This is a genomic window from Daejeonella sp. (assembly GCF_037719425.1).
Classification (GTDB): domain Bacteria; phylum Bacteroidota; class Bacteroidia; order Sphingobacteriales; family Sphingobacteriaceae; genus Daejeonella.
The window spans coordinates 1-23,167 of sequence record NZ_JBBJNI010000035.1 but is presented as its reverse complement, the minus strand read 5'-3'; the positions used below and the strand labels follow the sequence as shown (position 1 = coordinate 23,167).

The following is a 23,167-nucleotide window of genomic DNA, read 5'->3' as shown; positions in this document are numbered from 1 at the left end:
GCAGGCTTTTAAAACATTTTCTCATTCTTTTCTCAGAATTCTGCCATCGGCAATGCCTCATCTTTACTTAACTCCACCGGCTTATAGCCCCCTTTTTTGGTCTTAAAGTAGAAAATTAACGCCAGATAAAATATCAGCATGATTACCGGGAATATCGTAACTGTTCTTAGCGCATTCTTTTTCGCATCATTCTGAACATTATTAATAGTTAGTACGGTTTCCGGAGGTGCGTTTAGCAATTTATTTCCGTCAATGGCTCTATATGAACCGAAGAGTCCCTTTTTCTCTTCGGTAACGTAGGTGGAGTGAAGAGCTGTATTATTATTCCGGTCATACAGGGCGAGATTTTGGTCGAGCTGCTTGTCCTGTACGAATCCAAGTATCACCGCGCCGATTACCCCCACTCCCATCATTCCTACCGCACCAGTGAAATTCAAAGCAAGTGCACCTCCCTTTGGAAACTGCTCGGAAACCACGCCGAGCATAGTAGGCCAGAAATAGGTTTTTCCTAATGCGTATACAGTAGCTGCAACTATGATCATTAAACCGGATGAATAGGAAAGGAAAAATAAACCTGCAGCTGCAATAGCCGAGCTTGCTGCAAGCAGCCCTACCGGCGAGAGCTTATGCACTATCGGGCCGGAGTAAAATCTTAATATAGCCATAATTATGGAAGTGTAGATCAATACCCAACCTCCCTGAAGTCCCATTTTTTGCATAGCGGGGGTCATTAAATCAGTTATCCAGCTATCTGTACCTAATTCAGTTGTAGCTAATGGTATCATGATCAGCAAAAGCAAAATAAATAACGGTCGTCCTAATGACCTTACATAATAGCCGAAGATTCCAACAATACCCAGAGTAGCTATTATGCTTACAGCATACGACCACAAGAACAGGCTGCCTAATTGAAACATACTTAGGGCTATAATAATAAGGAATCCTAAAATACCGACTTCCTTAAGCATTTCTAAATAGGACACTCCTGCTTTCACCCGTTCATTTAAAGGGAAAGTGCGCTTTACTATTACCCACCCATAGATAATTGTAGGAAGCATAATTAAGCCGATAATAAACTCCCACGGCAGCTTTTGGTTTATCATGGCAATGCCGAGTATACCTCCAATCGCCATTCCAACCGGCCAGGCAGCATGTAAGATGTTAAGCCACTTTGTTTTCTCTTTAGGATACATTGTAGCTACCACGGGGTTAACCACGGCTTCCACAGCACCATTTCCTAAAGCAAACAGGAATGTTCCCAAATAAAGCATCCAATATCCACTGGCCATGATCGTGATAACAACCGATAATAAATGGCAGATGAAACCAAATACCATTGATTTTTTATACCCAATTTTGTCAATTATGAGGCTGAAAAGAACAATACTTATCCCGAAGGGCCAAAATCCAACACCGAAAATTTCTCCCTGCTGGGTTTTACTTAATCCGAATTGTATTCCCCAGTCTGCCATAATAAAAGCCCGGAATACAAAGCCAAAGGCTGATGCCACAATCGCCATAAAGCAGCCCCAAAACAGTAATGTTTTTGCCCGCTGGTCAGTATCGTTAGTAATCACTTGTGCTTTAATCATTTTGTTGAGCTGTGTTTAATTAGTGGTTTATTGAGTTAAAAAGTTTTTTATAGAATTGCAAACCTTCTGCCGCGAGTTCATCTGAGCTGTTTGCCAAAGGCCGCCATATGCTGGCGGCGCGCGCTATCTCCTCTGATACTTCTCCAAAGGTTTCAATAACGATCGCCTTGTCGTAGCCTATGTCTGTAAGGGCGTCGCGCATGCCTTCCCAGTCTACATTGCCGGTGCCGGGTGTTCCCCGGTCGCTTTCATTGGCCTGGATGTGACATAATAGGTCTTTGCCAATTTTCCGTATTGTTTCTGGTATACTTTTCTCCTCAATGTTGCAGTGAAAGGTATCTAATTGAATTTTAATGCTCGGGTGGCCGGCTTCTTTTACCAGTGAAATTGCCTGATCCGCGGTATTAACCATATCGGTTTCAAATCTATTCAAGGGCTCAAGGCCGACAATAATTCCACGCTCTTCAGCAAATTTGCCTGCTTTTATGAGATTCTCCACGCACCACGCTCGTTCTCTCTTTTTCTGCTCGTCGGATATAAACCTGGTTTTCCCAACAGCCGAATATACCGGACCGCCAAATATGGGACTTCCCATGTCTTGCGCAATGGTGATACAATCCGTAATATACTTCAAGCCATTCTCACGGATATCAGGGTCATCGCTGGAGATATCTCTGTTAGCCCCAAAGGCCCCGCTTATAGTGACCTGCAAGCCGGTTTCTTTCACGATCCTCTTGAGCTTCGTCCAGTCGATCAGATCTTTATTCTCGACCGCCACTTCTATAATATCAAAACCCATGTCTTTGATCTTGTAAACAAGATCGAAAGAATTTGTGCTAAATGGCGATGCCCAAAGAAACGTACTTACTCCAAACTGCATAATACTTCAATATGTGTTATAATAAGATATTACAATTCAAAGCTCGGGATATTCACCCGGTTGCCGTTGTTCATTGCTGATTCGTGCGCACAAATACCTGCGGAAGTATAGTTTGCAGCGATGTCTGCATCAACCGCCGAGTTTCTCCCTTCAATGATCGCTGCTACAAACTCCTGTACAAGGTGAGGATGTGAACCTCCGTGTCCGGCGCCCTGAAGAAACGAAACATGGTTCGGATCGTCAATCTTTTCCCGCCGGGTAAAGTGAGCAATTTCTTCTATAAGCATTTGATCCGTGTCCGGCACATCTATTCTGCTGGCATTTTCACCGCCGTCGAAAACGATATGGCTTTCATCCTGCAATTGCTCCCATTCGAATGACATTTTTGTTCCATATACATCATAGCTTTCCCGGTATTGCCTCACTACATCAAATAAAGACCGGGTTGCCTCGGCAATCACATCCGAATTTTTTAAGGTAAACGTGGCTGTCTCTACCGCGAAATGGGAGCCATATCGTTTGGCAAGATCGTCGCTCAACCTTCCTGAGCCGTGGCAGACAACCGTCTCTGCTTTCGTATTATTAATCCGTAAAAGCGGTGATATTGCATGAGTCCCGTTAAGCATCGGCGGGAAACCTTTCCAGTAATCTGCCCATCCGTCCATGCTCATATCCTGAATATGTGAACCTCTTACGAATTGGATCTTCCCAAGGGCACCTTTTTCGGCAAGGTCCAGACCGTAAAGAAACTCCCTGGTATATAAGGCCGTTTCCATCATCATATACACTTTGTTTGCTCGCCGCTTTGCTTCTACAATGGCTGTGCAGTCTTCCACGGTCATAGCCATTGGTATGGTACAAGCAGTATGCTTGTTTGCATTTAAGGATGCAAGCGTCATCTTCGCATGCTCAGGCACCGGTGTTACAATATGTATAGCGTCCACGTCACTTCTGCCCGGAATATCTTCGAAATTCTCAAAACAGAGATTTTTATCAAGATTAAATTTAGCCGCAAGCTCTGCAAGGGTATTTTTATTGCGGGTACAAATGCCCACTGCTTTAATATTAGGATGGCTCTGGTAAATCGGGATGAATTCCTTTCCGAAACCCATACCTACAATAACTACCGTAATTTTTTTGTCGTCCATTTTTAGAGTGTTTGATTATATATGTTATAAATTATTGTTTTTCAATATCTTTTGCCATCAAGGCCCTGATACTTCCCGTATCTATTACCAGTCGTTTCGGCTTTCCGGCCGACTCTATAAATTGTGCTATGACCAGTACGGTAACGCGCGGTGAAACCCTCGAACCAGAGTTATGCGTATGAAAAACATACCGGAAACCACCATCAGGTCCTTTAAAGAAATCTCCATGGCCGGGACCGTTTACGTTCACGTTGTGGCGGCTGATGACCGGATTATTCTCAAATTTAATCCAAGGGCCAGTTGGTGAAAGCGATGTGGCATAACCCATTCCGTAATCGATGTTTCGGAAGTCGTTGGCCGAATAAAAAAGGTAATACAGTTTATCACGTCTTATTACCGTTGGCCCTTCGGCAACCGGCCAGTTCGCATTGGCTGTGTTTTCCCAGGGTTGGGTCGCGCTGACGCACTCCACTGCTGTTCCCGGAACAATATCAGAAAGATCATCTTTCAGCTGCGCAACATAGATCCTGTTGCCCTCTGTTAGTCTAACATGATAGAGATAGATCTTGCCTTTGTCTATAAAAATAAAAGGGTCGATCTGTTTACCCGGGCCGGTGATGATCCTAAACTCCTTTTGCACAAAGGGGCCAAGCGGGTTATCGCTCTCTGCTATGGCAATTTGCTCATCAGCCGTATAGGCCATGTAATATTTCTTCTTGTAGCGAAAAACCTGGGGAGCCCAGAATCCTTTCGAACCATAGCTATCTCCTTTGAGCAAAGCATGCCCGTCCCGCTTTCCGACAGGGCCTTCCCATGTTTCAAGGTCAGTTGAACGATATACAAGGAATCCCCTGCTACTCCCCGTACCATAAAGATAATACACATTCTTATCCGAGAAGATTGTTGGATCTGCAAGAAATATCGTATCAGATTTTGCGCGAACGAGCTGTGCCGTCGATTGCAGATTAACGCAATATAACAGAATACAGACGAGTAGGCACCGTTTCAGTGGTACCAGGAATATACTCGACCGGGTACGCTGACTTATTTCCTCGCTACCCATTTAACTGCATTGCGCAAAAGTGTTTGATAGTTAGCAATATTATGCGATTCTGCATCGTGGCCCAGTGCAACCCCTGCTATCCTTGTGGTAGTATTTTTAACGACAAATACACTCGGGTAAATCTTATCAGAACCTGAAACGCTATTTGATGCCAGCACCTCAATGCCCGGGCCGGCAGGATCAGGTATATAATAATAACGTTCATCTTTTAACGTGAACCTGGGTTCTATTCCCTTTGTGATTGGATGCTCCTTATTTACAACATTAAATTCGAAGCTGCCATAACGGTCGTGTCCCCTGGAACCTCCGCCTGCTAATTGGAGATTATACTCCGGCCAATCCAGCCAGTTATACCACAACGCAGCATGGGATAATACGATACCCTTGCCCTGAGATGCAAAATCAAATATGGCTCTGCGAACGTTCGCATCTTTAATGGGCTGATTGTTGCTTAAAAAAAGTACATCGGCCTGCTTCAGGTATTCAGCGATGGAATCGGTATTACTCGTGTAAGTAACAGTGGCTAAGCCATCTCTGCTCAAGGTTTTTGCATCTGCGTCCTTATACCAGACATCGAAATTATGAGAGGAACCTCCTCCCACCATTAAAACTCTGATGCTTTTAGATGAAGCGCCGCTTCCACCTGTTCTGACACTACAGGAATTCATTGATACATAAACAAACCCGCACACAAGTATTAAAAACACTCTGCGGGAAGATTGAAAAAGGCGATTGATTGTCATTATGTTTTTATTAGTTTTTGAATTCATGATTAATTTGCCGCTATTTAATTACCCGCATTATTCCGTTCATACCCCGCCAATGTCCCGGGAAGGTACATACGAAAGGATAATCACCTGGCTGACCAGGCACTGTAAATGTTAACTGAAAGCTTTCTTCGGAATTTAAGAGCTTAATCCACTGAAGTACCTCGGGGATTTCAGGAACATAGTTTTTCTCCGCCGCTTTCGGATCGCGTAGCATCGCGTCAGCAGCTGCGCCGACCTTTGGCAGACTCCCCGGTTTGATTATAACAAGGTTATGCTGCATCCCATCAGGGTTTTGAAAATCGATAGTGATCTTTTGTCCAGCTTTAACCGTAAATAATTTCTTGTCATACTGCATCATATCAGGCACAACTTTAATGCTTATAACCGTGACCGATGATACAGAGCCCGGGCTGGTTGTAACAGAAGGTTTTATCACCGGCTCCTTTAATTCGAGCGATGTGTTCTGCATTTCCCCTCTCAGTTGAAACTGTCCAGTATAATTACCTATCCTGTCGTCCCCGTCCAAATCCCTGCCAACCCGCAGCTCCTGCGTTAAAGATTTGCTGAATAATGAAGCTCCCATAGCATGCCCCACCTTTTTCCCATCCACCTGTAGATCTATCATTCCCTGATGGTTCAGGCTTGCCAATATCTCAGACCGTTCCTTTAGTGTATCGGTAGTTTGCACCATATAGCTTTTACCAGCCTGGTTCACTAAGAAATTCAGTTTTCCATCCTGAACAAACAGTGCATAGCCATCGCTCTTATTTCCCTGGGCCGCGAGAACCCCCTCTAAACGCCCTCCCCTCCTTATTAAAGTGGTTTTAAGGAACAATTCTTTTCCCTTAACATCCGGTGAGGCGATAAATGCAGCTCTTCTGTCCAGAAGGTAGATCTCCTGATTTGCCAGAGTAGCCAGGCGCTCGCTGAAATTAAATTTAGCTGGATCGGCAGATGAATTAACAGGTGGTGCTGCAGCCATGAATCCTTCTCTTTGAGCTATTGCCGCGGCGGATATTGCTTTGACTAACCATTCATCCTTTTCATTTTCCGGATCTTTGCTGGCCTCATAAAGCAGAGCTCCAAGTTCCCGTGAAGGGGGGAGTGCTGCAATTGCCAGGAGCACGCTTTTGCGGACGTTTAAATTCGGGTCCCTGATTAAGCCGCTTCGCTGTATAATGCCTGTACTTTGCCCGTTATCAGCTAACACTTCAACGGCTGCTTTTCTCACTCCCGCTGCAGGATGTGTAAAAGCTTTTGTAGCTACCTGTATGGCGGCTGCATTTGAGCCATTCAGCGCACCCAGTCCATGCAAGGTCCATAGGGCATTTATAGCCGGTCCATTAAGCCCAATTTCATCAACTTTTTGATTGTTTATAATTTTATACAGTCCCGGAAGCGCACTCTGATCTTTTGACTCCACCAACAACCGTTGCGCAGTGATTCTCCAAAACATATTATCACTTTCCATGGCAGCCAGTAAGCCTGGGGTGTCACCGGCTGTTAGTCTTATCGGAGTATATGATTTTCCTTTTTTGTACACTACGCGGTATACCCTCCCCCTATCGAGATCTCTTAAATTAGTGGCAAGAGCATTCCCCTGACCGCCTTTTTGATCTGCCTGGGTGAGCGGCAAAATAACTTCCGTGGGAGCCTGACGGGGAACAAAGGTGTTGTGCTGTATAACGAAATTGTACCAGTCGGCTACCCAAACCGCACCATCTGGTCCCACTTCCGCCTGAACGGGGCTAACCCACTCGTCAGAACTGGCCAAAAAGTTCCAGCCATCCCTTTCGGTGAAGCCCGCACCCTTCGGCTCAATAATGGCATTGTGAATAAGGCGGACTGTTGGTTCACAGATCAGGGCGATCCTGTTCCAGTATTCTTTAGGAAAGTTTCTTGCAGTGTATAGATGATGCCCTGCTGCAGAAGTAAAGCCGCCTACAACATCCACCTGACGCAAATTGGGCGTCATGGCGTGAACGTCATAATGCCCATCAATTTTTTGAACTGCCTGGATATTATTGCCCGGCAGACCTCTTTGCATATACTTGGCAGGCATAGAATAATAAGCGCTGTGTGTATTATTAGCTGTGGATATAAATACATTATTGTCTTCTGAGAATCCTAATCCCCAGGTATTATTACTGGTGGAAGCAAGGTATTCCAGATTCTTTCCATCCCGGTCGAGACGATAGACGCCTTGCCCGAACCGTACGCTATTTCCGTTAACAGTTCCATTGTAGCCGGAATAACCCAGAACTCCCCATATTTTATTATCGAACCCATACTGTAAATTAGACGGGCCCGCATGAGTATCGTTCTTGCCAAAACCCGTAAGAATGTTCTCGCGGACATCGGCTTTGTCGTCGCCATTCGTATCTTTCAAAAACACAAAATTCGGCGCCATAGATACAATTACGCCTCCGTTCGCAAAAACCATGCTCGTCGGTATATTAAGTTTATCCGCAAACACGGTAAATTTATCGGCCTTTCCGTCACCATTCGTGTCTTCACAAATCTTTATACGGTCATTTGCAGCACCGTCTGTTTCCAGGAAAGTATTAGGATAATCAACAGATTCTACGATCCACAAACGGCCTTTTTCATCCCACGACATTGCAATGGGATTAGTGATGTCGGGCTCAGCCGCAAATAGCTTGATCTCGAAATCGGCCGGCACCTGCATGAGCTTCATCGATTCCTGGGGCGTTAACCCCTCCTGTATCTTCGGAACGAGGTGGCGAGCTGTAAAATTTGAAAGCGTATCTGCATAGATGTCTACATCCGGGATTTTCAGGGCTGCTATCTGACTGTTTACCCGATCCCCAATCGCCCAAAGAATTCCATTGGTAACTAATTTCAAAAACTCAGATTTTTTCCAGGTATTGTCATCATGCCCGTATGCGGTGTAAAAGACTCTGCCCTGACCTTGTGTTCGTACCCAGGTATATGGCTCACGTTTGGTTCCATCCACCCGTTCCATCAGGACTGTTATATCCGGATTTATTTTCTGATGTACGTACGTTTCATCGGTTGTTTCAAATTCAGTAAGACCTTTAGTTACAGGATGAGATTTATTGTTTATCCTGGCTATGAACGATCCGTTTCCATGGGAGGCAAATTGCCCTCCAAGAGTTTTAACATACCATTCGGAGTTCTTAAAACAGCCAGCAGCGGAATGAAGGGGTATCAGGCCCTTGCCGCTTTCTACAAAATTTTTCAGTGCAGCTTCCTGAGATGACGATATGGTATCATGGTTAGCGTAAATGATCAAACCATCATATTTAGCCAGATTACCGGAATTCAGATCCCGAACATCGGTGGTATAGGTAATGTTTATTCCACTTTTAAATGTAGCAATTGCCAGCCAGGGCGCATATTTACCGGAATCGTGATGTTTACTCACATTACCTAAAAATAAAACTTCAGCCCGCCGGGGAATCAAATTATTACTTGCAGCATTGTTTCCGCCCGTTAAGGACTTATTCGAACAGCCGTTTAAAAGCAGGCATACTAAAAGGAACAAACAAAGAATTCTTAACATGGGTAGGTGTTTAAATATTTCATATCATCCTCTTCATAAAATTTAAAATATTCCTATGATATCTTTTAATTTAATTTTTCTGTGCCGTGATGTAAGCGACTATGCTCTCGATTTCTTTTTTGCTGAGTGCGCCCTGCCAGGCAGGCATACCTTTTTCAGCTATGCCTTCACTGATATTTTTTATGATGTCTTTTTTACCAGATCCATATTCCCATATATCGTCGCGGAAAGACTTTGCTGTTTCAGTGCCATCCTGGTTTTTACCATGACAGCCCGCGCATAATTGCTGGTAAAGGTTTCCGGAAGTTCTTGGTAATGTACTGCCTGTTTGAGTTCCCGAAACAGCCGATGAAGCCTTAATGGCCTGGACTCGTTTTCTCGCGGGTCTTAAACGAAGAAGCAGATCATAACCTGGCCGTATTTTCCCCTCAGGGGGATCAATTTGCGAGGTAGAAAAATATATGTATCCATCAGGCCCGACAGTTAAAGCCCTTAAACGACCGTAACTTTGCTTTAAAAGAACCTCCTGTCCGATAATCTGGTTTTTCGAAAGCATCAGACGTGTAATTGATTCTCCTCTGAGACTGGCAAGCAGCAAATTTCCTTTCAAACCCGGAAAAGCATTCGCCTGATAAAATACCAGTTCAGAAGGACCTATTGAAGGCGTATATTGGATAATTGGCGCTACCATCCCCTGTCTTGTCTCCCCGTGGTGTATAAGTGGCCATCCGTAGTTAAGGCCTTTGGTAATATGGTTAATTTCATCCCCCCCGGCGGGACCGTGTTCTGAACAGAACAGAAACCCAGTAACCGGTTGAAAATCTATTCCCTGTATATTTCGATGACCATAACTCCATATTTCTTTTCTTGCAGTGTCATTCCTGGCAAAAGGATTATCTGGCGGAATACTCCCGTCATCATTAACACGGAGAATTTTACCGCTAAGCGATTTCAGATCTTGTGCAAGCATCGGCCGGTCTGCATCACCGGTTGTGATATATAATTTTTGATCAGGGCCGAACTTGAGGCGGGATCCTGTATGATTAGCATTTGCATCTATATTTTCAATAATTAGCCTGGGTTGTACCAGTGTGTCATTTCGAAACTGATATCTCATTACACGAAGCAGAGCTCTGTTATCTGTTTTATAATTGTAGGAAATGTAGACGAAGTTATTTTTACTATAACCGGGGTGAACGGCAATGCCCAGTAAGCCCATCTTTCTTGACGGGTTTACCTCTTTTACCCGTAGTGCAGGGGCGGAAACCAGCTTCCCGTTTCGATATATCCTTACATTTCCGGATCTCTCTGTGAATAACATTGTTCTGTCTGGTAAAAAGATGATCCCCCAGGGTACTATTAAATCGCCAGCCAGAGTATCCACGATAAATAAATCACTTTCCGATACTTTCGAATGAGATTTCCTATTGTTAAATGCAGTGATACCAAATATAAATGCTCCTATGGCAAGCCATAGAGGCAGTTTTTTATTAAGATCTAAGGCATTCACTATATTATACATTAATTTATAAGTGTACTAACTTGGAATCTCAAATGCATGCAGCCCTGAAAAATTTCTTACCCGGGCATTGCACACATGTTGTCCGGAATTTATTCCAGCCACACCTGCTGAGTAAAAGCACCGTTAGCCGCAATATCCCATACCTCCACTCTCACCCATTTGCGACCTTTCAAATTGGTATTGAAGGTAAATTTTCTCTTACCAAAAGCTTTTGTGTCATTCAGGTTTACCCTTTCGCGAAAAACCTCTTTCCCATCCCCGGAAATGATCTCCGCAAAGTTCAGCGGAAATGTCCAGTCTGCCGACAATGCAATCTGTGCTTTGCCGTTGTTGTTAACCCTAGCAGTCTCGCCCGATTTTTTTCCATCTACAGTAAAAACAGGTAACAAAACCTCGCCGGTTGATACAAAGAATTTCCCCTGGCTCATAGCATCGAGTACGGGCTGCCAGCTTTCATTATAGGCTGGTATCTTATTCAGTTGAAGATAGTTTACATTTAAATGCGCATACATTTCGTTTTGTTCGGTGACCGTAAAAATGTCGGATTCTGCAATGACATGTTTCTTCAATCCCCAGTTCGACATATCATCCATCAGGTTGAGCACCCGTTTGCTTAAAGTGGGCAGCGAAAGATCTGCCGGAATAGCTTTCCAGGCTGCCCCCATAAAGGTCTCAGATTTAAAAAAGGGTTCCTCTTTATACACATCGGGGTAACCGGTCGACGATTTAGTTCGCGCATGGGCGGTCCACGCTAATCCTTTTTCCAATTCTAATAACTTTAACATTTCGTTCTTATCGCCAATACGGTAAACCTTGCCGTATTTCGGATCGGTGGTTACAAATGGCATTTCCGGTTTCCTTGACATGATCCAATACACGGGTTTTGGGAAAAAATTAAGCCAATGGCCCCCATAAAAATTATTCGGCTCTTCTCCCGGCAGTAAAAGAAAGTCTTTGTCCGACAGGCGTTCACACTGCTGAAACAGGGCGTGTAATTCTTTAAGCCTTTCTTCATCGGGACCTTTGGGATGCCCTGGCCCATGGAACTCGCCCAAATGAACGATGTTAATGCCTGCTTTTTTAAATACTTCTACAAACTCCGGCTTTTCAGGGATTGGCAACCCTTTTAAAGCCACATTCATGGTAAACTCATTATGGAAATGGCTCGACATGGTTTTATACCCCGGTAGTGGCGCATAAGAATCCTGATGAGTAAACCTCTTAACCTCTTCTAATACAGAACCCGCATTGCCGGCGCCCAGCAGGCAAAAGAAATTCAGCCTCTGTTTCGTACCAGGAGGAGCATTAAACCAGGGTACATATCGCTTATCCCCTAATGGATCCTGCCGGATGCCCATACCGAAGCCAGGAATCTTATCCATATAATTGCTCCCATACCAGGTAAATTTCAGGTTGAAAGCCTCATCCAGCGGGTAGAAATATTGATGGGGCGCGGGGAAAAGAGCGAGACTGCCGCCACCGGTCTCTCCTATTATCGTTCGATATTTTACCTCTATATTACGGGCAGCGTCCAGCGATTTCACATTTGCCGTTTGCAAGCTGCCCCTTACATCCGACCAGGAAATATTATCCCACAACTGTTTCTTGCTTACCAAACCGGCATCATATAGAATTGCTGTCGAATCTATCTGGGTTTCCATTACAGCAGCTATATTAAATAACGGACTGCCGCTGTATAAAGTAATTTCAATCGTACCCCGGAAGGAGGCCGCACTCACTTCGCCGATTTTTATGATGGTTTGTGAGCCGGTGCTAACTACACTGACGCTGCGTTTATTAAAATCAACTGCGTAAGAGCGATACGGGCGCGTAGGCACCCTGTCAAAAAACACGTCCCAGCCGCCGCTTGATTTACTTAAGGTCCTTTTACCGACCGTTAGCAGGAAACTCGGCTCAAGATCAGCACCAATCTCTTTGAATACGCCTTGCTGGCTTAACTGAATACTTCGTAGCAGCGGCTTGGTTCCTTCGAGGTCCAGGATTATAAGGGCCCGCTGAGTTCCCTCAGCAGGCCAGCTCACCGTTAACAAAGAATTTTTCAAGTCTGCTTTAGTTCCATTTTTCTTGCTCAGACCTGATAAATCAACAGGCACCTGAGCACTCAAATCCAAACAAGCAAATAATATCAGTAACAGTAAATTTCTTTGCAGCATATATATACTTTAAACTCCCATCCTGCTACTTCGCGTACTGACCTTAAAAACTCAGTTTCACCGTCGGACCGAATATCATATCATCTACACCAGAAAATTTAACTCCTATCCGCGCAAACACATAGTTTTGGGTAGGCACCAGCGCAGGGACTGTGACGCTTACACTTACATTATTCAGATCGGTAATAGCACTCCCCGCAAGATTAGCGGTAGCAACATTTGTTTGCGAATCAGCAAATTGTAACTTACTGATATAGAGCGTTACACGTTCAATAGTTTTTGCATTTGCATCAGTTACAATCTTCTCCAGCTTACATGTGCCTGTTACTTTGCCTCCTGCAAAAGATAACTGGGGAGTCCTTATCATAAAATAAGGCAGCACTTCGATGTCTAAATTCGAGCTTCCTTTTAAAGTTATCGCGACGGAGTCCGGCTTACCGGCAGAAGTTTGCTTCCACACAAAGGGACCCTGTCCGGCTGGAACTACCAGTTTGTAATTCCCATCGAAAAGGACATGTGAAAACCCTCCTTCAGGTGTGAATACACTGCCTATTGGCCCTGTTTTGCCGAATCCCGGTTGGTAAAGTTCATAATTTACCCTATTATATTCAAAATTGAGCGGCTCGCCTTTATAAACTATTCGACCGCTTAGGGTTGCTTCCGGTGCATCATAGTTATCCTTTTTACAGGATATAATCACAGTACAGAATGCAAAAAATAGTATACAATGAGATATTATCTTCATAGCTAATAGTTTTATAAGTAATACTTATTGGTTAGGTTGCTTAACTAATTTGGGATTATTGGTCAGAATGCCGGCATTGATCTCACTGTAATAATTACCGAATTGCCAGTTATCGCTTGCTGTCACTCTGTTGGATAAATTTACCTTGTAAATCCATTTACCGTCGTTTGGCGAACCCGGAGAGTAAAATTTGTAAGGCAATAAACCATATGGCTGGGTGCTGCGCTTGGTCGCACTTGATAAATTGCTTAAGAGGTCATTCGTATTCAGAGCCACACCGTCGAATATCTTGTGCGCTATTCTAAAACGGCGGAGATCAAAGAAGTACTGTCCTTCGAAGGCAAATTCAACGCGGCGTTCGTGAACGATCCGGTCAAACGACATATCGGCGGCGGTTAGGGGGATGACTAATCCTGCCCTTTCCCGTACCTGGTTCATATAGCCCGCAGCTAAGGGAGCCTGGCCGAGTTCAAAAGCGGCTTCTGCTGCATTCAATAATATTTCGGCATACCGATACCTTATCTGCCACACAGCACTTCCTATACCACGCTGACCTGAGCCAATGGCCGGATCGTTGTATTTCCGGATATAAAAACCCGTTTGAGCAGAATGTTCAATTCCGGTAATGGGTCCGTCAAATCCTACAACCTGTTCAGGCACACTTTTCCCTGGCAAAATTTTCTGTGCGCCGCGCTCACTTCCGGTTATTACACTTCCGTCAGCCAGCTGCACACCTGCCCAGATGTCAACGGGTCGGGCTTTAAAACTGGATCCCGGTATTATAACGGTTCCGGCTAGGCGGGCATCCCTGCCTGCAAAGATGTCTTCCTGTTTTGTGTAGTATATCAGATTACCCTGTGCGTCATTCGTTGGAAGAGGGGCAAAGGTATTGTCCAGCTTTTCAAATGACTGCACTAAATTTAGTGAAGGATTAATACGACCTCCTTCTTCTTCTTCCGCACCAAAACGAGGCTGATTTACCTGGGTAAATCCATGTCTTCTGAATTTCAATGCGAAATCGTCAACCCAGATTACTTCATTATTCTGCGTTTTATCATAAAATAACGCCGCGAAATTCTCAGAAAGGTTACCAGGTTGTTTTTTATACAACGCATAAGCACCCGCTGAACCGTTGATTATTTCCTGCGAGGCTTTCAGTGCCGCTGTATAATATCCTGCGGCCATACTTGCCGGTATACCTACTTGTCCGCCAGCAAGAGATACAGATGGTGTTGTCGCGCCATATCTCGCAATTGAGGCTGCGGTTATTGCCGCCCTCGACTGCATGGCTAAAGCTGCGCCTTTGGTAGCTCTTGCTTTGGTATCTCTGTTGGATGGAAGTATCAGCTTTAGTTCCTCCGCTTCCTTAATGACAAAGTCATAGATCTCAGACTCTTTTACTCTCGGATATTGGAGCGGTACGGTATTCCCGCTATTATCATACTCTAACGATTGTAAAATCAGCGGAACTCCGCCAAACAAGCGTGCTAAGGTTAAATAATAGCTTGCACGTAAATACCTGGCCTCTGCTATGTATAGTGCTTTGGTAGGTGCATCGAGGGAAGTTGCCGTGGCACATCTTTCGATAAATAAATTAAGCTCACGAATATACGTATAGTCCCAGGTTGACCAATGAAATGTCTGAGCACCGCCAACATCTGGCCCCCGCGGCCCTTGAAAGCCCCATGTATTATTGCCATGATATTCATTATAGCGTCCATTTTCCGAATAAAAGGCTTCATTAAAATCGCCCACAGTCGGCCAGTCAGTTATTCTGGAAGGATCATATTGACGTGTATAAAGGTTAGCCAGGATAGACAAAACCTGCGCAGGGTCGCTGAACGCCAGCTCCGTACTCAGTACCTGGGTAGGTTTGATATCCAGATATTCGGAATCCTTCTTGCATCCAACGCTAAAAGCGAAGAAAGCGAATATTACGATTAACAATTTCTTTTTCATCTGTTTATTTTTTGTTTTTTAACGGTGATGAACCTGTCTGCCAGCAGGCAGGGCAATCATAATTTGATAATTTTACCCCTGCGGGTTTGGCAAAATCATGATGGTTTCATAATCAGTTAATTAAAGGATTATAGGGTTAGGTTAAGACCCATGTTAACAAACGAGTTCTGCGGGTACTGTAATCCATTGTCGTTTTGAATTTCAGCATCAACACCAAACTTCCTTAAATTGTCAATAGAAAACAGGTTGTAGCCATTCACGAATAACCTTGCCTTCTGGATATTAACCCTGCTTATCAATGATTTTGGCAGGGCGTAACCCAGCTCCATTGTCCTCGCCCGGAGCGCTGTTACATTGTGAAGCCAAAAATTAGAATTTCTGTTAACCGAGCTGTGAGAGTTGACATCAAACCTTAGTGCCGGGTATTTACCTTCAATCCAGGGGCTGTTCAGGTCAAAAGGGTCAGTCCTGTGCCATCTGTCTGTTAATATCTCGTTGAGCGCTCCTCCTCTAAAGGAGTATCCCCTGCGTATTTCATGATTCTGGTTAAAGCTATACATAGAGCCTAATGAAAAATCAGCAGCAAAATCAAAACCTTTCCAGCCTAAAGTGAAGTTCAGGCCACTGTTAATAACTGGCTGGTTTGTTCCATACCCAAGCGGCCGCTCATCGTATCCATCTATTTTACCATCTCCATTCAGATCCTTGTAGATCAGATCACCAGGTAGTAATGTTTTATTACCCTGACCATCTATGTTTACCGGGTGATTATTAATCTGCTCCTGTGATTTAAACTGTCCTACTATGTCATAGGCCCAGAAAAGTCCTTGGAATCTGCCTTCTGCAGAATTCCTGTACTGATCCCAGGAATGGAAAAATATAGGTTTATATGAAGAAACGAACTTACTGCGCGCATACCCGACGTTCGCACCCACACTAAAACTAAGGCTTCCGGCTTTTCCATTATACGAAAGCGCACCTTCTCCTCCAAATTGCTTATCCCTGTTTATATTTTCATCAGGTAAATTATAGCCAAGCTCACTAGGGACAACAATATCGTAAACACGACCTCTCAGACCTGTACGCAGCCTGTTAAAATAGTCAATGCTACCACTTAACCGATTGTTAAATAAGGAAAAGTCCGCTCCAACGTCGAAAATCTTACTTTTGAACCAGGATATATTTAAGATGGGCTTGCCTTTATCCCTGGAACCGATGATCGCATTGTTATCCAGGATGCCATATCCCTGGTTGTAGTTATATCCCGCAAGGTAATCAGTAGGGGATACTCCATTATCATCATCTCCCACTATACCGTATGAAGCCCTGATCTTAAGATCATTTAATTTAGTGTTCTCACCTAACAGGGATTTAATGAATTTTTCCTCGGTAATTCTCCACCCGACAGAAGCAGAAGGGAAGTAACCTATTCTTTTGTTGGGAGCAAATTTCCATGAAGCATCACGCCTGCCTGAAAGCTCCAGATAATATCTACTGGCAAAATTGTAGTTTAACCGCCCAATGTAGCCTATACGGGCTTGCTGATCATCTCTGTCGTCATACCGGGTAGAAGTCGGAAAATAGATTAGCGGGAGAACATTTGTTGCTGGTACAGCATGAACAAATACTTCCTTATCCCTTATGTCGTACCTTTCAGATATAAGAAGACCTCCTAATGTGTGTTTACCAAAAGTATTATTGTAATTTAATCCTGCCTGGTAGTTATTGTTTTCTATTTTCTGGGTTCTTCGCTCCCTCCATGGATTGATACTGCCACCAGTAGCCCTGTAACTTTGATCGGTAGCGTTATACGTATATGTTTTATAGGTATATTCATGTCCGTCTACCAGGCGGTCTTCAAGGCCGTAAGAATAAGATCCTTTTGCCTGAAGTCCCTTTATAAAAGGAATATCATATTGAGCAGTGAATATGGTTCTTCCGAAACGCCTTCTGTCATTGGCATATCCGCCGTTCTTTTTATTGTTATAAGCCCAGTTGGATTCATTATGTCCAATATCATTTATATATTCCGGGTTATCATTTGCATAGGGCCGTTCCCAGGGCCGGTTCCATAAAATAGCTTGTCTGGGTAAATTATAATCATCGCCGCCAGGTATTCCGGGATTATCCCTGACTTCATTATAGGCATTGATGCTAACCCCCACTTTTAACCTGTCTGTTATATTTGCATCAATATTAGCATTAATGTTTTTACGCCCGTAAGTAAACTCACGTCCCAAAACTGAATACTGGAACAGGTTGGTTCCGGAAAAGTAATAGTTTATTTTGTCTGAACCACCAGAAGCATTAATACTTTGCTGGTATAAGGGAGCATTTTTCTGTACGATAAAGTCTTTCCAGTTAAAGCTTTGATATCCGCGCTCTGTTCCCGCCTGGTATTTCGCTAGCTCTGCTTTAGTGACCGTAGTTGAACCGAGGTGATTCATCTCGGCGTCAGCCTTTCCTAAGTACCACTGGTATGAATCATTCACTACGTCAGGAAATCTGGTCCAGTTTTGAAAGCCTGTAAAAACATCAACACCTACCGAACTACGTTTATCTTTACCACCTCTTTTAGTGGTTACTACAATTACCCCATTTGCAGCGCGTACCCCATAAATAGCTGCAGAAGCATCTTTTAATACAGTAATACTTTCTACATCACTTGAAGCAAGGTTATTAAATTGCCGCGCATCCTGCTGGATACCGTCGATAACATATAAGGGGTTGCCCATATTCCGGATCTGGATATTAGCGCCTGCACCCGGCCTGCCGTCAGGCATCCGGAATGTTACACCGGGCAGCTTCCCTGCAAGTCCGGTGCTAACTTGTGAGCCGCCGTGAACTTTTTCAAGATCCTTACTGCTTATAGTGGAGACAGCCCCGGTTATCGATTCTCTTTTCTGACTACTGTAACCTGTCACAATAATCTCACTCAATTGCTGATCGTCTTTTTCCAGAGTCACGTTTAAGGGATTTCTGTTATCCGTGGCAACTTCCTTTGGACGAAAACCAAGGTAGGTAAAAATCAGGGTGCCTCTTCCTTCAGGTACCATAATGGAATATTTTCCATTTGCATCGGTGCTGACCCCTGTACTGGTGCCTTTGAGCTTGATACTCACACCGATCAGGGACTCCCCATCTAATGATGTTACAGTTCCATTGATTGGTAATTGTTGCGCAGACAGCTCATTTTTATTAATGACTGATACAAATAGCAACAAAAACAAATAGCGTAATCTTACCGCCCTGAACGGGCATAATTGAATATTTACGGGTATTTCTTTTTTCATAATGGTGATTTTTTTTCGGTTATTTAATCAGCGTTTCGATGCTGTGTGACTTACCTATAAGCTTAACGTACCAAACCTCCTTTCTAATGTTAAATACCTTGGATTAAAGTGTTTTACTGGTTGCACGAGTTATTATACTTCCGACATTACGGTTTCCGCTGTTTTAGATGTTCAATTTGCACCTTGTTGAAAGCTCTGTTTTATTAGGGCAACAGCCACTGAGAAAAACGAAACTGAATGAAAACAGGTGCTTTCCTTTTATTTGTTTTGATATTTATCAATACAATGATAATTTTTATTGCAAGGCAAAACTTACTACATGTTATCTGATTATGACTATATTGTATCAGTATTTATAGGAATATTATAAATATTATGATAATATTTTTAAACAGTCGCAGAAGAGTTATAGCAAAAAATATAAATATAAGATATTTTGTAATAAGAAAAACACAACTGTTGATCGGCCAATTTTATATTCCGGAACGCCGTGCTTGCCGGACAAATTTGAGGAGAACCCTGAGTGCCAAAAAAGGGAGACACGGTTAGAGATGATTTATGCGACTGACTATAGCCGTCGGGTATTTGCCAGGATAATCTATTTCCTGGTCCTCAATTTCCGACTAATAAACTCCCCGATATTATTCCCTTCCCGGGCGCCGTTTAGGATAGACGGCATGTAGTGGATGCCACCATAGAACCGGCTGATAGCCGCTTCTCTCGCGGCCAGCTTGAATGAGCTAAATTTCCGGACAGGAAGGCCAAATTCCACCTGTGTGGAATCGGCGAAAGAAAAGTTCTCTCCAAATAACCTGGTAAGTATCAGCGCAGAGGAAGTTGATACCACACTATGCCCACTTGTGTATTCAGGGAAAGGAGGGGTTTGAAGGAGCGGCACCCAGCCATCATCGATGTATTGATTGATAAATGTCTCAGGTCGTACAACATTACTTCGATATTTTTCATCCCAGCAGCTTATAAAACTATCGGCAAGGGTAATTGACAAACTGACGTAAGCTTCCGCAGAACGAATAAGATCGGCCCCTGCTTTTTTGCAGGCCAGACGGGTTATGTTGATCCAATGCCCACCGGGTGAGATTTTCTTTGTCGCAAACATGACGTGTCCGTTAATATTCATTTTAAATGGATTACAGTCCCAGAAGTTTGCAATTTCCATTTGTTCCGTTTTGAGACTGAGGCCCTGATCATACACGTCCAGGGCTTCTTTGTAGAATCGGCTATTTTTAGCAGAAGAGAAAAGGGTTGGCGGATCCGGTTTGAATTGTTGCGCGGAGTCAAGGAGAAAAGGCCTGATCTTATTCCAGTGAGGTTCAACTGCTTTCATATAACTGGGGGGTGTGGGTTTCCACGTATTATCATCGTCTCTAACAGAAAATTTAGTAAATGACCTGGTCTGCTTGTAATTATCTTTTGCGGCCCATGCCAGGATATGTGCTGCAATCTTGTCGCCGAAGTACACCGAATTCTCAAATACTTCTTCCGGCATTCCCGACGCCCTGAATTCATTCATTATCTTTTTATGGAATTCTTCTATAATCCTCTCCGAAGAAACCATTGACTTTCCTACCGTAAGGATTGAATGAACAGAAGCCAGGCCATAGCTGTATTCTTTACCGGGAACAGGTTTGGGTAATGGCCCCAGATCTTTCAACTGTCCGGCAAGGCTTAGATAGGTTGAATCCGCCGGAGCTGCAGCTTCATATCCGGCGATAGTGATGTAAGCGTAAGTACGGCTTGCAACCGGCGGAGAATAGATGTCCAGGACAATAACATCTGTTATTTGCTTTATGGACCGATGAATATAATCCGGATTGGCTGACTTTTGCCTCCACCCGGTGGTTTCTGACGTAGAGCAGGAACCAGCTATTAAACCAACAATAATTATGCTGAAAGACTTCTTCATAGGTGAATATCATAGATAATTCCGGATCGTCTCATGCTCGTGATATAGTAGTCATCGTTAGGAAGTGTTGTTAAAGCCAATATGGAAATATTATGTTATTTTAAGATAAAAAATCATATTACAAAAAAAAGCCTTGTTGGTGACAAAAAATAAATTATTAAATTTCACGGCTTTATAACACAAATATGATGTTTCGCGATCTTATAAGCCGGGCTTTTCTTTTTGCTGTATTAACAGCAGTCCTGGTTATCTCCTGTGCTGAAAAAGAAACTACCCTTTTTAAGCTACTCCCCGCTTCTCACACAGGTGTCGATTTTGCCAATATTATAACCGAGAGTGACAGCTTAAATATTCTCAGTCAAGCTAATCTTTACAATGGCGGCGGTGTTGGCATAGGCGACTTCAACAATGATGGTTTAGCGGATATGTATTTCGCAGGAAATATGGTGTCTAATAAGCTGTATTTGAATAAGGGTTCATTAAAATTTGATGATATAACAACTAAGGCAGGCGTTTCAGGACAGGGAAGATGGTGCACTGGTGTGTCTGTTGCGGATATAAATGCCGACGGATGGCTGGATATTTATGTCTCAGCCTCTTTTCGTAACGATTCGCTTCGACGTACCAATTTACTGTATATCAACCAGGGGCTTAATAAAGAGGGAGTGCCCACCTTTCTGGAGATGGCGAAGCCCTACGGATTGGCTGACGGTGGCTACAGCACACAGTCGGTCTTTTTTGATTATGATAATGACGATGATTTGGATATATATCTGGTTACAAACCAGCTGAATGACAAGAAAACGCCTATCAGATACAGGCCAAAAGTAATTGATGGTACCGCTCTTAATAATGACAGACTTTACCGGAATAATGGGAACAATACTTTTACAAATGTATCCCGGGAAGCTGGAATTCTGATAGAGGGTTGGGGGCATGCGGCATGCATTTCTGATATCAACCAGGACGGATGGCCGGATATTTATGTGAGCAACGATTTTATTGCCAATGATATTTTGTATATAAATAATCAGGATGGAACTTTTACAAATCGGCTTGCTGAATACATTAAACATACCAGTTGGTATACTATGGGGTCTGATATAGTAGACATTAACAATGACGGACTTGCAGACATAATGACGCTTGATATGCTTCCGGAAGATAACATTCGTAAAAAAACTGTGCTGGGAGGAAATGAATACTATAATTACTTCAACAGCCGGAGATTTGGCTATGACCCTCAGCACGTTCGAAACGTGCTGCAGCTGAATCGCGGCAACACCCCTGAAGGACACCCGGTTTTTAGTGAAATCGGATACTTGTCAGGTGTTTATCAAACAGACTGGAGCTGGGCTCCGCTGATAGCGGATTTCGACAATGACGGTCTCCGCGATCTTGTTGTTACCAACGGGCTGCCCCGTGACGTTACAGACCTGGATTATATCGTCTACAATAATGGCCAGGGATATAATGGAACAGGAGTGAATGCAACCCTTGGAATGGCAGATTCACTACCGGTTGTCAAAATACCTAATTATGCATTTAAAAATTCCGGCGGACTCTTGTTTGCAGATCATTCCAAAGCCTGGGGATTAACCCAGCCTTCATTTTCAAATGGGGGTGCTTATGCGGATCTGGATAATGATGGTGATATGGATCTGGTGGTGAATAATATTAATGAAAAGGCTTTTGTTTACGAGAATACATTAAATAACGGTGACAAAAAAGATCTTGAAAACAGTTTGTCAGTAGTGCTTGCAGGCAGTGGCAGGAATCCGGGAGGTGTTGGAGCTACGCTGCGCATTTATTACAAGGGAGATAAACAGCAGCTATACGAACATCAGCCCAGCCGGGGTTATCTTTCTTCAGTCGACACCCGGGCTCACTTTGGATTAGGGGGTGTTGTACAGATAGATTCCATGCGTGTGCGATGGCCTGACGGTAAGAGACAATTATTGAAAAATATAAAATCAGGCCAGGTATTGAAGGTTCTTTACCAGGACGCTGTCGGGCCCGACAGCAATCCGCGGAGTAACCTGGAAACGGCACTATTTGTAGAAGTATCCAACAGATATGGAATAAAATTCAGGCACCAGGAAAGGGATGCGGTTGATTATAATATTCAACCCACACTTCCTCATAAACTGAGTCAGTATGGTCCCGGAATTGCGGTTGGAGATGTGGATAATAACGGATACGACGATTTTTATATTGCAGGTGCAGCGGGATACAGCGGGACATTTTTTATGCAGAATGCAAGCGGACGCTTTTCCAGGGACTCTCAGCGCATTATCCAGGAGGATAATACGGAGACCGAGGAAATGGGGGTCCTTCTTTTTGATGCAGACAATGATAAAGACCTGGACCTGTATGTCGTCACCGGAAGTTATGAATTTGCGCCCGATCATCTGTCAAATCAAGACCGGCTGTATATTAATGACGGGAAAGGGAAATTTAAGTGGGATCATACTGCCCTTCCCGCCGAGCTTTCTAACGGATCCTGCGTGCGTGCGTCAGACTTTGACCAGGACGGCGATCTTGATCTGT

At 43.7% G+C, this 23,167-nt stretch carries 13 protein-coding genes; 1 reads left to right on the top strand and 12 read right to left on the bottom strand.

The genetic code is table 11. The features are described from left to right. Window positions 1-32 precede the first annotated feature (32 nt). The 12 genes from WKF69_RS06735 to WKF69_RS06680 all read right to left on the bottom strand — a co-directional run bounded on the left by WKF69_RS06735 (window position 33) and on the right by WKF69_RS06680 (window position 20,617). Window positions 33-1,592, bottom strand: a complete 1,560-nt coding sequence (locus WKF69_RS06735; protein ID WP_340380623.1) for an MFS transporter — start codon at window positions 1,590-1,592, stop codon at window positions 33-35. A gap of 19 nt (window positions 1,593-1,611) precedes the next feature. Beyond that, on the bottom strand, window positions 1,612-2,472 hold the full coding sequence (locus tag WKF69_RS06730; protein ID WP_340380622.1) for a sugar phosphate isomerase/epimerase family protein: 861 nt from the start codon (window positions 2,470-2,472) through the stop codon (window positions 1,612-1,614). 29 nt (window positions 2,473-2,501) lie between these two features. Continuing rightward, window positions 2,502-3,620, bottom strand: a complete 1,119-nt coding sequence (locus tag WKF69_RS06725; protein WP_340380621.1) for a Gfo/Idh/MocA family oxidoreductase — start codon at window positions 3,618-3,620, stop codon at window positions 2,502-2,504. A 31-nt stretch (window positions 3,621-3,651) separates the two neighbouring features. Beyond that, a complete protein-coding gene (locus tag WKF69_RS06720) occupies window positions 3,652-4,683 on the bottom strand; it encodes a glycoside hydrolase family 43 protein (RefSeq protein WP_340380620.1) in 1,032 nt (343 codons plus the stop codon). Beyond that, window positions 4,665-5,453, bottom strand: coding sequence for a ThuA domain-containing protein (locus WKF69_RS06715; protein WP_340380619.1), 789 nt, complete (start codon window positions 5,451-5,453; stop codon window positions 4,665-4,667). Before WKF69_RS06715 ends, WKF69_RS06720 begins: the two co-directional genes overlap by 19 nt. Before the next feature lie 13 nt (window positions 5,454-5,466). Further along, window positions 5,467-9,000 (bottom strand): PVC-type heme-binding CxxCH protein, encoded by a 3,534-nt coding sequence (locus WKF69_RS06710; protein WP_340380618.1) that lies wholly within the window; start codon window positions 8,998-9,000, stop codon window positions 5,467-5,469. A 70-nt stretch (window positions 9,001-9,070) separates the two neighbouring features. Then, window positions 9,071-10,522 carry a PQQ-dependent sugar dehydrogenase gene (locus tag WKF69_RS06705; protein ID WP_340380617.1) on the bottom strand — a complete coding sequence of 484 codons (1,452 nt, stop codon included), beginning with the start codon at window positions 10,520-10,522 and terminating at the stop codon, window positions 9,071-9,073. A gap of 89 nt (window positions 10,523-10,611) precedes the next feature. Beyond that, complete coding sequence (locus WKF69_RS06700) at window positions 10,612-12,696, bottom strand: hypothetical protein (protein ID WP_340380616.1); 2,085 nt, start codon at window positions 12,694-12,696, stop codon at window positions 10,612-10,614. A 43-nt stretch (window positions 12,697-12,739) separates the two neighbouring features. Beyond that, window positions 12,740-13,441 carry a DUF3823 domain-containing protein gene (locus tag WKF69_RS06695; RefSeq protein ID WP_340380615.1) on the bottom strand — a complete coding sequence of 234 codons (702 nt, stop codon included), beginning with the start codon at window positions 13,439-13,441 and terminating at the stop codon, window positions 12,740-12,742. 24 nt (window positions 13,442-13,465) lie between these two features. After that, window positions 13,466-15,400 carry a RagB/SusD family nutrient uptake outer membrane protein gene (locus WKF69_RS06690; protein ID WP_340380614.1) on the bottom strand — a complete coding sequence of 645 codons (1,935 nt, stop codon included), beginning with the start codon at window positions 15,398-15,400 and terminating at the stop codon, window positions 13,466-13,468. A 128-nt stretch (window positions 15,401-15,528) separates the two neighbouring features. Further along, on the bottom strand, window positions 15,529-18,693 hold the full coding sequence (locus WKF69_RS06685) for a SusC/RagA family TonB-linked outer membrane protein (protein WP_340380613.1): 3,165 nt from the start codon (window positions 18,691-18,693) through the stop codon (window positions 15,529-15,531). Window positions 18,694-19,291: 598 nt separating this feature from the next. After that, a complete protein-coding gene (locus WKF69_RS06680; protein ID WP_340380612.1) occupies window positions 19,292-20,617 on the bottom strand; it encodes a vanadium-dependent haloperoxidase in 1,326 nt (441 codons plus the stop codon). Window positions 20,618-20,802: 185 nt separating this feature from the next. Here WKF69_RS06680 and WKF69_RS06675 point away from each other — a divergent pair. Continuing rightward, window positions 20,803-23,167, top strand: a 2,365-nt coding sequence (locus WKF69_RS06675; protein ID WP_340380611.1) for a VCBS repeat-containing protein, incomplete at its 3' end; no start/stop codon positions are given.